Annotated in this window: 9 protein-coding genes; 7 read left to right on the top strand and 2 right to left on the bottom strand. The window is 47.8% G+C overall.

Annotated elements, in window-relative coordinates; genetic code table 11:
* Positions 1-279: 279 nt before the first annotated feature.
* Genes A8C56_RS01265 through A8C56_RS01255 form a run of 3 tightly spaced genes read left to right on the top strand, consistent with a single transcriptional unit; the run spans position 280 to position 6,686 of the window.
* Positions 280-1,590 carry a NarK family nitrate/nitrite MFS transporter gene (locus tag A8C56_RS01265; protein ID WP_067751008.1) on the top strand — a complete coding sequence of 437 codons (1,311 nt, stop codon included), beginning with the start codon at positions 280-282 and terminating at the stop codon, positions 1,588-1,590.
* 21 nt (positions 1,591-1,611) lie between these two features.
* Complete coding sequence (locus A8C56_RS01260; RefSeq protein WP_084489906.1) at positions 1,612-5,199, top strand: nitrate reductase; 3,588 nt, start codon at positions 1,612-1,614, stop codon at positions 5,197-5,199.
* Positions 5,196-6,686 (top strand): rubredoxin, encoded by a 1,491-nt coding sequence (locus A8C56_RS01255; RefSeq protein WP_067751005.1) that lies wholly within the window; start codon positions 5,196-5,198, stop codon positions 6,684-6,686. The genes A8C56_RS01260 and A8C56_RS01255 overlap by 4 nt, the downstream gene beginning before the upstream one ends.
* A 40-nt stretch (positions 6,687-6,726) precedes the next feature.
* On the opposite strand, the gene A8C56_RS01250 is transcribed toward A8C56_RS01255, so the two are convergent.
* Complete coding sequence (locus A8C56_RS01250) at positions 6,727-7,026, bottom strand: SelT/SelW/SelH family protein (protein WP_067751003.1); 300 nt, start codon at positions 7,024-7,026, stop codon at positions 6,727-6,729.
* 100 nt (positions 7,027-7,126) lie between these two features.
* Positions 7,127-7,900 carry a uroporphyrinogen-III C-methyltransferase gene (gene cobA, locus A8C56_RS01245; RefSeq protein ID WP_067750999.1) on the bottom strand — a complete coding sequence of 258 codons (774 nt, stop codon included), beginning with the start codon at positions 7,898-7,900 and terminating at the stop codon, positions 7,127-7,129.
* Positions 7,901-8,098: 198 nt separating this feature from the next.
* On the opposite strand from cobA, the gene nirB reads away from it, so the two are divergent.
* Genes nirB through A8C56_RS01225 form a run of 4 tightly spaced genes read left to right on the top strand, consistent with a single transcriptional unit; the run spans position 8,099 to position 12,287 of the window.
* Entirely contained in the window at positions 8,099-10,588 is a 2,490-nt protein-coding gene (nirB, locus tag A8C56_RS01240) for a nitrite reductase large subunit NirB (protein WP_067750996.1), read from the top strand.
* A 26-nt stretch (positions 10,589-10,614) separates the two neighbouring features.
* On the top strand, positions 10,615-11,001 hold the full coding sequence (gene nirD / locus A8C56_RS01235; RefSeq protein ID WP_067750993.1) for a nitrite reductase small subunit NirD: 387 nt from the start codon (positions 10,615-10,617) through the stop codon (positions 10,999-11,001).
* Positions 10,988-11,398, top strand: coding sequence for a hypothetical protein (locus tag A8C56_RS01230; protein WP_067750991.1), 411 nt, complete (start codon positions 10,988-10,990; stop codon positions 11,396-11,398). The genes nirD and A8C56_RS01230 overlap by 14 nt, the downstream gene beginning before the upstream one ends.
* Positions 11,399-11,429: 31 nt before the next feature.
* Positions 11,430-12,287, top strand: coding sequence for a formate/nitrite transporter family protein (locus A8C56_RS01225; protein WP_067761446.1), 858 nt, complete (start codon positions 11,430-11,432; stop codon positions 12,285-12,287).
* Positions 12,288-12,441: the final 154 nt, after the last annotated feature.

Here is a 12,441-nt window from a genome sequence, read left to right as displayed (position 1 = left end):
ATATACATTAAAGTATTATTTTTATAATATAAATTATATTTTAATACTGTAAATATATAGTATACTACAAAATATTTCATATTATATATAATACTATATTTAATTATTGCCTGTCATTATTATTTAATACTGTTCTGTTATGAATGGAAAATCAGTTAATGACGGCTCTGAATGCCTCCTGCAACCAAGAACATTACCCGGGTTTGCCAGCTTACCCACGGCAATAACCCAATATCCGTTTTTCCTGCCTTACTATTTTAAACCAATAATTCAATTATTATGACTTCTTCCAATGCCCCGCTTACAAAACTGAATATTTTTTCTTTGAAAGGTGCACAAATGCGCACCTTTCATATTACCTGGTTTACTTTTTTTATCTGTTTCTTTGGATGGTTTGGACTGGCGCCGCTGATGCCTACGATAAAAGAAGACCTTCACCTGAGCAAATCCCAGATCGGCAATATTGTTATTGCCTCCGTGTCCGGAACCATTATTGCCCGTTTGATCATTGGCCGGCTTTGTGACTCCTGGGGGCCCAGGAAAACCTATACGGCGCTGTTGCTTTGTGGCGCCCTGCCGGTAATGTGCGTGGGCCTGTCCAAAGATTACACCACATTCCTGTTATTCCGGCTGGCCATAAGCGTTATCGGAGCGTCTTTTGTAATTACACAGTTCCACACCTCTGTAATGTTTGCTCCCAATATTAAAGGTACTGCCAACGCCATAGCCGGCGGATGGGGCAACCTGGGTGGCGGTATTACCAATATGCTGATGCCCCTGGTATTTGCCGCAATTGTTGGTTTAGGCTATACCCAACACCAGGCCTGGCGCTATGCCATGCTGCTACCGGGGTTATTAATGATACTGGCAGCCTTTTTATATTACCGCTATACAAAGGATACACCGGAAGGCAATTACGGCGATTCCATTAAAGGGAAAAAAAGCGCTTCTGTCAAAACAGATTATTCCCTGTTGAAAGACTGGCGGATATGGGCATTATCCCTGGCATATGCCATGGGTTTTGGTATGGAGATCACCTTTGACAATGTAGCCGCACTGCACTTTGTACAGGAGTTCAGACTATCCCAGGCTGCCGCAGGCTTCTGGGCCGGGGTGTTCGGGCTGATGAATCTTTTTGCAAGAGCGCTGGGTGGTATCTTTGCGGATAAGATCGGTAAAAAGCAGGGCATGAAAGGCAAGGGTATTTTTCTTGCGGTAATGCTCCTTTTTGAAGGCATTGGCCTGCTGCTCTTTGCCAAAGCGCCCACACTGCCACTGGCCGTAACCGCCATGATCAGCTTTGCCTTATTTCTTAAAATGGTGAACGGCGCCACCTATGCCATGACCCCTTTTATCAATATAAAAAATATTGGTCTCATCAGTGGCATTGTAGGGGCCGGAGGCAATTTAGGAGGCATGCTGTTTGGCTTCCTGTTCAAAAGCAACGCCATTACTTATTCGCAGGCTTTTAGCTATATAGGGCTTGCTGTTATTGCAACTTCATTTATTGTATTGTTCACCCGGTTTGGAAAACAGGAAGCTGCTACGGAAAAAACAGCTACCCGTATGCAGCCCGCTACTGTTTCTTAAATTTTAAAAGCACTCCTTTTTATGATCACTTCCAGCCCTGATGATAATTCCGGTAACAATACTGCAATGAATACGGTATGTTGCTATTGCGGCGTTGGCTGTGGCATTACCGTACGTAAAAACAAACTGGGCCGTCTTCAGGTGGAAGGCAACAAGGATTACCCGGTAAACAAAGGTATGCTTTGCAGCAAGGGCATGAACCTGCATTATACAGCCAATGATTACAGCGACCGGCTGCTGTATCCCGAAATGCGGTACAACCGGAACCAGCCCCGCAGGCGGGTTTCATGGGACACAGCCCTGGAACGGACTGCTGCCGTATTTAAAACACTGATTGAAAAATATGGCCCGGACTCGGTTGCCTTTTACGCCTCCGGCCAGTGCCTTACCGAAGAATATTATGTGGTCAACAAGCTGATGAAAGGGTATATAGGCAGTAACAACATTGACACCAACTCCCGCCTGTGCATGAGCAGCGCAGTAGCGGCCTACAAGAGGAGCCTGGGAGAAGACAGCGTGCCCGTAAGCTATGAGGACCTGGAGCTGGCAGATGTTATTTTTGTTGCGGGAGCCAATCCTGCCTGGTGCCATCCCATCCTGTGGCGGCGGGTAGAAGCTGCCCGGCAACGCAATCCGCTTTTAAAGATTATTGTAAGCGATCCGCGCAAAACACAAACGGTCGCATCTGCCGATATTCATTTCCAGCTCAACCCCGGAACCGATATCACCCTGCACCATGCTATAGGCCGGGCACTGATTGAGAACGGATGGGTGGACACAACATTTATCCGGGAACATACGGAAGGCTTTGCGGCTTACAGGGAAACAGTCTTTCAACGATCCATTGCCGAAGCAGCACTGATCTGCGGCGTAGCCGAAACAGATATTTTACAGGCGGCCCGATATATTAACAAGGCGAAGGGATTTATGACCATGTGGACCATGGGGCTGAACCAAAGCGTGATCGGTGTAAACAAAAACCTTTCACTGATCAATCTCAACCTGATCACTGGTCATATCGGCAAACCCGGTTCCGGGCCACTGTCCTTAACAGGCCAGCCAAATGCCATGGGCGGCCGGGAAGTAGGCGGACTATCAAACCTGCTGCCTGCCCACCGCAACCTTTCCAAAGAACAGCACCGGAGGGAAGTAGAAGATTTTTGGGGCATTGCTCCGGGAACTATTTCCCCGCGGCCGGGGCTTACGGCAACAGAAATGTTTGAAGCGCTTGAAGACGGCCGTCTGAAAGCTATCTGGATCCTATGCACCAACCCGCTGATCAGCCTGCCCGATGTGCGCCGGGCAGAAGCAGCCTTAAAAAAGGCAAAATTTGTAGTGGTACAGGAAATCAGCAACAAGCCGGAAACACTGCAATACGCGGATGTGGTATTGCCCGCAGCTGCGTGGACCGAAAAAGAAGGCACTATGACCAATGCCGAACGCCGTATCAGCCTGCTTAATAAAATAAATGATGCCCCTGGTGAAGCATTACCGGATGCAACCATCATTTGCCGTTTCGCCCGGAAAATGGGATTCCCGGGTTTTGATTATGAAAGTCCGGCAGCCATCTTTGAAGAACATGCTGCTCTTACCGGCGGAACAAAGATGGACATCAGCAGCTTAAACTACAATATACTCCGCCAGCGCAATAGCGTACAGTGGCCGTTTACAACCAAACACCTTGCTGCAGCAGACAAAGAAGACCAGCAAGGCACAAAGCGGCTCTTTGAAAACCAACAATTCTTTACCCCTACACAACGGGCACAGCTACATTCCTTCCCGGACGTGAACCAATCAGAGCCTTTAACACCGGATTTCCCGTTCATACTAACCACCGGCCGCATCCGGGATCAATGGCATACCATGAGCAAGACCGGTAAGGTAAACAAGCTCCGGCAGCACATCAGTGCTTCTTTCTTAGAGATTCACCCGGAAGATGCTGCAGCGCTCGGCATTAATGAGGACGACCTCGTTGCGGTCAGCAACCCACGGGGTGAAGTGCGGGTGAGGGCAAAGCTCACAGATACCATAAAAAAAGGCGTGGTGTTCCTTCCCATGCACTGGGGTAAGCTACTGGGCAGGGACCTGGTCAGGGCAAACAATCTTACCAATAACCTTACAGACCCCCAAAGCAAAGAGCCCGATTTCAAATACACTGCTGTTGCAATATGCCGTTACCGGAAACCCCGGCAAAAGATCCTTGTGGCAGGCGCCGGCGCAGGAGCCTGTGGTTTTGTAAAAAGCTACCGCGCGCTGAATACTACCGATGAAATTGAAGTTTTCAGCAAGGAGAATTTTCCTTTTTACAACCGGGTATTGCTACCGGATTATATTTCCGGTACCCTGCAATGGGACAGCCTGGTAAAAATGACCAGCCAGGAGGAATATGATTACAATATCCGGCTGCACCGGGGCGTCAGCATTCTGAACGTTGACCGCAGCAACAAAACGATCACCGATAGCAAGGGGCAGGTGCACAATTATGACATTTTAATAATGGCTACCGGCAGCAGTCCTGCCCTGCCCAAAGAAATACCCGCTATGGCAGGCATATTCACCATGCGCAGCCGTACAGACGCCGATCTGTTCACGGCGCACGCTGCAGCCTTTAAAGGAAAAGTGGTTATTATAGGAGCCGGTTTATTAGGGGTAGAGCTGGCGGCCTCCCTCCGTGAGATCAACATAGCCGTAACGATCCTGAACCGGTCATCCCGCATGATGGACCGTCAGCTGGATACCATTGGTAGCCAGCTCCTCTATGAAGAGCTGACCGATAAGGGAATTGAAATTTATTTTAACGATGAAGCAGACCGGATACTTGGCGGCAGTTCCGTATCCGGTATCCGTTTAAAAAGCGGCCGTACCATCAGCTGCACGGCTATTGTGTTTGCTATCGGCACCGTTCCCAACATTGATTTCATCAGGTCCAGCGGACTGGAATGCAAAAGGGGCGTTATTGTGAATGAGTACCTTCAAACCTCAGACCCCGGCATTTTTGCCATAGGAGAAATAGCCGAATTCAAAGGCCGTATGTATGGTATTACAGCAGCAGCCGAGCAGCAGGCAGCAATTGCAGCGCATTACCTGAATGGAGATATATCCATGTATTACAGTGGCACATTAGCAATGAACATACTGAAAATGCATGGCACCGATCTCTGTTCCCTTGGAATGGTGGAATGCCCGGACGATCCTGCCTATGAAGAAGTGATCTTTATTGACAAAGCACAGCGCTATTACAAAAAATGCATTATTCACGAAGACCGCCTGGTAGGTGCTATTCTTATCGGCGACAAAACTGAATTCTTAGAGTACCGTAACCTTATTGAAAAAAAACTAGAGCTCAGTGAAAAACGCCTGCAACTACTGCGGTCCGGCAAGGCCCCGGAACCCGTGATCGGAAAACTGGTATGCAGTTGCAACAATGTGGGAGAAGGCAATTTGATTAATAAGATCAAAGAAGGCTGTACCGATCACCTGCAGCTCTGCCAGCTGAGCGGCGCCGGTATGGGCTGTGGCAGCTGTAAACCGGAAGTAAAAGCCATCCTCGAAAAAAACCTGGGCCTTTATCCAAAAGAAACCATAACTATCGAAAAGCAAAGCGTATGAGGAAATACAGCAAAATAAAAATCAACTTTGCAGGCGGAATTATATCGCCCGGGCTGCTGTATCAACTACTGGAGCACCTGGAGCACGCAGGTGTGCAACAGGTAAGCTTTGGATTGCGGCAGCAATTATTAACCAACTGTCCTACCCGGAAAATAAAGCCGCTTACCACCTTTCTGGAACAAAGCAATTTATTTTACGAAATAAACAATGATGCTTTTCCTAACATTGTAACCTCCTGCCCCGCCGAAGACATTTTTATTGCCCACACCTGGCTGAGCGAGGGCACCTATAAAGACATTCTGAACGCAATAGACTACCCGCCCAGATTCAAGATCAATATTTCCGACAGCCACCAGAGCTTTACTCCGTTACTGACCGGTAATATCAACTGGGTAGCATCCGCCAGCGTACCGCATTTCTGGCACCTGCTGATCCGGTTTCCGAAAACCAATACCATTTACGAATGGGACAAGATGGTTTATACCAACGACATTGCGCGTCTTTCAAAGGAAATTGAGGCACTGATCCTGAACAACAAAACGCTGTTTTATGACCAGCCGGGCGCGGATGGAACTACGTTCTTCCTGCGAATACAGGAGAAACAATATATTACAAAACCCGCGGAACAAAGAGCGGTATTACCAGAGTTTAACCTGCCTTATTATGAAGGGTTGCACAAGCACAATAACAGGTATTGGCTGGGCGTATACCGCAGGGATGAATTATTTCCTGTTGCATTTTTAAAAGACCTTTGCAGCATCTGCCTGCAAACAAAGATCGGACAGCTGTGCTCCACGCCCTGGAAATCGGTTATTGTGAAAGGTATTGAAGAAAAAGACAAACACTTGTGGAATGCATTGCTGAATATACATACGATCAATATGCGTCATGCAGCCAATGAGCTCAATTTTCAGGTAGAAGACAATAACAGCAAGGCCACCCGGCTGAAACAATACCTGGTAAAAGAACTGAACAATACTGACACCCGTACATTCGGCCTCTGTATCGGCATCAAAACCAGGAAGAAGAGCGAAATATTCAGCAGCATACTGGTAAAACGCAAACCCGTTTTACCCATCAGGGGCTATGCCCTGTTTTATTTATATGATATCCTTTGCGCGCACGATTACAATCCCAATAAACGCACCGGCTATATCTTCCGCAGCAATCTTCCCCGTTTTTTGCTGGCCGGGAATCTGCGCAAATCGCTTGCTGCCTTCTACGACCAGTGCACGCATCAGGAACTTCCCTTCCGGGGAAGCGTTACTTCGCCGGTTACTGCATCAGCGTTTACAGAAGAGCCTATTTATCAATGCGCACATTGCCTTACTGTTTATGACGCCACAACCGGAGATCCTGAAAACGGCATTCCAGCCGGCACTGCATTTGCAACCTTGCCCCATACTTATACCTGCTCTTTATGTGAGGCAAACAAGGACCAGTTTATAAAAATTGAACAGGAAAGCCTGAACCGGCAATACCTATGATACCGCTATTGTATAACATACTGACCAATTACCACCTGTATCAGGGTTCCTGCTGATGATGCGCTTCAGTATCACTATGCCCCAGGCTTTTACCGGGGCATACACGGTCCCGCACCATTTGTTTCAGCTCCTTTATTTCAGGGAAACCGCCATAGCGCTTCCGGTCAAAAATACATTCCCCATTCAGACCAATGAGAAAACGACCGCTCACCTCACTGGGCTGCAGGCTTACGCTTTTCAGCTCTTCCTCAAAAGTGGTCAGCAGTTCCTGCGCTATATATGCTGCACGCAGCAGCCATTTACATTTCGGACAATATTCTATTGTTATTTCCGGTTTCATACAATAAAGTTAGAAAAATAAAGGGGCATTGGGTTAAATACAGGACTGGCAGAACACATAGCCACCTGAACAGACAAGAGGCGATAATTTGCTTTGCTTTTTATATCAACCCGCCCATTACAGCAGCTATTCCGTTACCGGCAGCCATCTTATCCGCCAGTTGCCGGCTCAGGTTCACCACTTCACCAATAATAATAACAGCCGGGTTGCCCAGACCGCTGTGCTGCGCGCGGCAGGCAATGTCTTTTACCTTTCCCAATACCATTTTTGCATCAGGCCGTGTACCATTCTGAATGATGGCGGCAGCAGTTTCTCCTTTCCCGGCTGCCATAAAGATATCCACGATCGTTTCCAGTCTGCTCATGGCCATCAGCAGCACCACGGTTGCAGATGACCGGGCCGCTAATGCAATATCCTCCGATAACTCTCCTGACCGTGTGGTACCGGTAACCACCCAAAAACTTTCATTCACTCCCCTGCAGGTCAATGGTATCATTTCCGATGCCGGTACCGCAAGGGCACTGGAAATTCCCGGGATCACTTCAACCTGCATTCCTGCAGCAAAGGCTATCTCCATTTCTTCCTGTGCCCGGCCAAACACAAACGGGTCGCCTCCTTTTAACCGCACTATATGCTTATAGTGCTGTCCGTATTCTAATATAAGATCATTGATCTCCTGCTGACTTAATGCATGACATCCGAAACGCTTACCCACAAATTGCTTAACAGCCGCATTCGGGGCATACAACAGCAGTTCTTCATTTGCCAGCGCATCATACAATATCACATCCGCTTTCTGAAGCGCCCGTATGGCCTTCAGTGTGATCAGTTCCGGATCTCCGGGCCCCGCTCCTATTAAGATTAATTTTGTCATAACTTATATTATAAATAATTACATATAATGTATTATGATGTAAAAATAATATTTTATCATATTAATTTGTTATTTAAATAATATTTTATGTATATTTGAAATGAATTTATATTATAAACCTATTAAATAAATAATATTTATATTTTTATAATATGTTAGTGATTGCCTGCCGTTCTTTATTTCAAAAAATAAAATATTATGAAAGTTGTTGTTATTGGCAACGGCATGGTGGGGCAAAAGTTTTGCGAGAAACTGGTTGCTCAAAAACCGGAAAGCCTTAAACTGACCGTTTTTGGAGAAGAAACGCTTCCTGCCTACGACCGGGTGCACCTGAGCGCATATTTTGCCGGCAAAACCGTTCAGGACCTGTGCATGAAGCCTATGAACTGGTATAAAGAGAATCAGATTGATCTGCATCTCGGTGATCCTGTTGTACAGGTAGACCGTGATCAGAAAGTCATCACTTCCTTTGAAGGAAAGCAATTCTCATATGACTACCTGGTATTTGCTACAGGCTCGGCGGCTTTTGTACCACCGATCTCCGGTGTTGACAAGCATGGCGTATTTGTTTACCGTACTATTGAAGACCTGAACCTCATCTGGCGGCATGCAAAAGTGGCAAAATCAGCTGTTGTTATCGGCGGTGGGCTGCTGGGCCTGGAAGCTGCCAAGGCTATGCTGGACCTGGGCATCACTGACACGCATGTGATCGAATTTGCGCCCCGGCTGATGCCCCGCCAGATCGACGAGGGTGGCTCCCATGTGCTTACTGAAAAGCTCAAAGCCTTAGGCATCGTTACGCATACACAAAAGAATACCGCCGTAATCCTGGGTAATGAAACCATTACCGGGTTGATGTTCACCGACGGCAGTATACTCAACACAGACATGCTGGTGATCTCTGCCGGCATTAAGCCCCGCGATGAGCTGGCTAAAAAATGCGGTTTAACCATCGGTCACAGAGGCGGCATCTCCGTAAATGATCAGATGCAAACCAGCGATCCGTTTATCTATGCCATTGGTGAATGCGCCGTACATGAAGGGACTGTTTATGGGCTGGTAGCCCCGGGTTATGAAATGGCAGAAGTGGTGGCACACCAGCTAAGCGGCGGCACCAGAGACTTCAGAGGGTTTGACATGAGCACCAAGCTAAAGCTGATCGGCATTGATGTGGCCAGCTTTGGCGACCCGTTCACCGGCGGTGAAGAAGCCCGTTCCATCATTTACCATGATAATCATAAAGGCATCTATAAGCGCATCAATGTTTCCAATGACGGCAAAGAACTGCTGGGCGGCATCCTGGTGGGAGATGCGGAAACCTATAATCAACTACAGCAGATCTGCACCAACCGGCTGGCAGTACCTTCTTCGCCGGCTGACCTGATCGTAACATCAAACAAAACCGCAAATGGCGCAGATGATTTTGAGCTTCCCGCTGAAGCACTGATCTGTAGCTGCGAAGGTGTAAAAAAGCAAACCATTGAAGATGCGGTTGTCCGGAAGGGCTGCGAATCTTTTGACGCGGTAAAAAAATGTACCGGCGCCGGTTCGGGCTGTGGCGGATGCACGCCAATGGTAAAAGATATTATCACTGCTACTTTAAAAAAGCAGGGGAAAGCAGTACGCAATGTGATCTGTGAGCACTTTGCTTATTCCCGCCAGGAGCTCTATGATCTTACAAAAATCAAAGACCTGCACTCATTCGATGAAGTGCTGGATACGCTGGGTGCCGGCGATGGCTGCGAAATTTGCCGGCCGGCGGTCAGCTCCATCCTGGCCAGTCTCTGGAACGACCTCATCATTAAAAAGGAAAGCGCCACCTCACAGGACACCAATGACCGCTTTTTGGCCAATATTCAGAAAGGCGGCACTTACTCCGTTGTGCCCCGCATACCGGGAGGTGAGATTACACCGGAAAAACTCATTGTGATTGGTGAAGTAGCAAAAAAATACAACCTGTATACCAAAATAACCGGCGGGCAACGTATTGATCTTTTTGGTGCCCATTTAAATGACCTGCCATTGATCTGGGAAGAGCTGATTGCAGCAGGTTTTGAAAGCGGCCATGCTTACGGAAAGGCGTTGCGCACCGTAAAAAGCTGTGTAGGGTCTACCTGGTGCCGCTTTGGTTTGCATGACAGTGTAAGTTTTGCCATACGCGTTGAAAACCGGTATAAAGGATTAAGGGCCCCGCACAAAATAAAGTCGGCCGTTTCCGGCTGTATCCGTGAATGTGCCGAAGCACAATCGAAAGATTTTGGCATCATTGCCACTGAAAAAGGCTGGAACCTTTATGTATGCGGCAACGGAGGTTCCAAACCCCAGCATGCCTTATTACTGGCTGCGGATATTGATTCCGAAACCTGTATAAAATACATTGACCGGTTCCTGATGTTTTACATCAAAACAGCCGACCCATTGACCCGCACCGCTACCTGGCTGAATAAAATGGAAGGTGGCATCGACTATCTGAGAAATGTAGTGGTGCATGACAGCCTGGGCATTGGCGCTGAACTGGAAGCTCAGATGCAAACGCTTGCAGACCATTATGAGTGCGAATGGAAAAAAGCGGTGGAAACACCTGAACTGAGAAAACGCTTCGCCCATTTTATCAATGCCCCGGAAGCCAAAGACCCTACGGTGGTATTTGAAACAATGCGCGGCCAGAAGAAAGCCGCAGAATGGTAATTTTTTTCAACCAAATTTTATAGCCCATGCAAAAAAGTAACTGGATCTATGCCTGTAAGACAGCAGACATGCCGCACAACGGAGGTGTGTGCGTGCAGTATGGAACGGAGCAGATCGCTCTTTATTATTTCACCCACCGTAAGGAATGGTATGCCACACAAAACCTGTGTCCGCACAAAAAGCAGATGGCGCTCAGCCGGGGTATACTGGGGTCACAGCAGGGAGAGCCAAAAGTGGCCTGCCCGTTTCATAAAAAAACATTTTCGCTTAAAAACGGGGAGTGCCTTAATGATGAAAACTGCAGCGCTATTAAAACGTATCCGGTTAAAGTACATGAGGGCAATGTCTTCATTGATATTGCATCCCTCCTTACACCCAACCCTTCAACTTATCCGGCATATGAACAGCAATAGATCCAAACTACTGATACTGGCAGCAATGCTGCTGCTGACAAGAACCGCTGCTGCACAAACAACCCCTGCTTCCAAAACCAGCGCCTCTCTTTGGGACGGCATGATTGTAGCGGGCTATGTGGATAAAGGGGCATTTCTCAACTTTGGAGGCCCAGCTGTTAAATGGACACGGAAGCCTTTCTGCATCAGCCTGGGTATGCTCCCCTCGCTGCGTATTAAAGAAGACAAAGCAGCTGCCAATGCCTCCAAAAACGCAACCGTAACACCTTCCCTGGGCTGCGGGCTCAGCGCATCATACAAGCAACTGGTAATACAGGTTCCCTTGTATTATAATACCAAAACAACCACAGCCGACGGAAAATGGAACGTAGGTGTGGGACTGGGCTATAAATTCTAATATTTATCAATCTTTAATTAAACCCAATAGTATGGATTACAAAAAACCCGCAGAAGTAGTTGCATTGATGATCCAGTCCGGCACTGATAAAGGCCGGCTCGGCACCACTGATCTTTTTGTAAGAGGTGCCTTATCCGGCATGCTGCTGGGCATTGGCACCACGCTTGCCGTTACGGGCAGCACACAAACCGGCATTCCCATTGTGGGAGCCTTATTATTTCCCATTTGTTTTGTAGTGGTAGTGCTGATGGGGCTGGAACTGGTTACCGGCAGCTTTGCCCTGCTGCCGGCAGCTTACTTTCATAAAAGCCTTTCTATAGGATCCTTATTGCGTAATCTGATGATCGTTTATAGTGCCAATTTATTCGGGGCGCTTTTATATGTATTCCTGTTCTGGGCATCTCTTACCAGTTTCGGGCAAACCTCCGGCTCACCGCTGATACCGGCTATTGTAAAAATAGCGGAGGCAAAGACAACCGGCTACGGACAGCTGGGAGGGGCAGGCATTGCTACAGCATTTACAAAAGGCATCCTGTGCAACTGGATGGTGACCATGGGTGTGGTGCTGGCGCTTACCTCCTCTTCCACCATTGGTAAAATAATAGCTGCCTGGATACCGGTATTTATGTTTTTTGCACAGGGGTTTGAGCATGCTGTGGTAAACATGTTCCTGATCCCCGCAGGCATGCTGTTTGGCGCAAAAGTTACTTTAAGCGATTGGTGGGTATATAACCAGATACCTGTTACGCTGGGTAATATTGCGGGAGCTTTGCTGTTTACTGCCGCTGCCTTATATATTACTTACGGAAGGGAAAACAAGCCCGCAGCCTCTTCAACTACCCGATCGCAAACACCTAAAGCCATTGTTCCGGAACAGCAGATGGTCTGAATACAACCGGTGATGCAGGGAAGCGCAGTAAGGGGCTGACTAAAAAACACTTTTGTCATGCCGCACGCCGGGCTACCTGCCGGAGTACAGGCGGGCGGATCCGCATTCAGGTGTTATACCAATTACATTAAAAGAACATTATCACCCAGCCCCC

The organism is Niabella ginsenosidivorans, from assembly GCF_001654455.1.
GTDB lineage: Bacteria > Bacteroidota > Bacteroidia > Chitinophagales > Chitinophagaceae > Niabella > Niabella ginsenosidivorans.
The sequence above is the reverse complement of the archived record's forward strand: the minus strand, read 5'-3'. Positions and strand labels throughout refer to the sequence as shown.

Bases quoted from the DNA above. Each gene is read 5' to 3' on its own strand.
- A8C56_RS01265 (WP_067751008.1), top strand. From the start codon at position 280: ATGACTTCTTCCAATGCCCCGCTTACAAAACTGAATATTTTTTCTTTG.
- A8C56_RS01260 (WP_084489906.1), top strand. From the start codon at position 1,612: ATGATCACTTCCAGCCCTGATGATAATTCCGGTAACAATACTGCAATG.
- A8C56_RS01255 (WP_067751005.1), top strand. From the start codon at position 5,196: ATGAGGAAATACAGCAAAATAAAAATCAACTTTGCAGGCGGAATTATA.
- A8C56_RS01250 (WP_067751003.1), bottom strand. From the start codon at position 7,026: ATGAAACCGGAAATAACAATAGAATATTGTCCGAAATGTAAATGGCTG.
- cobA (WP_067750999.1), bottom strand. From the start codon at position 7,900: ATGACAAAATTAATCTTAATAGGAGCGGGGCCCGGAGATCCGGAACTG.
- nirB (WP_067750996.1), top strand. From the start codon at position 8,099: ATGAAAGTTGTTGTTATTGGCAACGGCATGGTGGGGCAAAAGTTTTGC.
- nirD (WP_067750993.1), top strand. From the start codon at position 10,615: ATGCAAAAAAGTAACTGGATCTATGCCTGTAAGACAGCAGACATGCCG.
- A8C56_RS01230 (WP_067750991.1), top strand. From the start codon at position 10,988: ATGAACAGCAATAGATCCAAACTACTGATACTGGCAGCAATGCTGCTG.
- A8C56_RS01225 (WP_067761446.1), top strand. From the start codon at position 11,430: ATGGATTACAAAAAACCCGCAGAAGTAGTTGCATTGATGATCCAGTCC.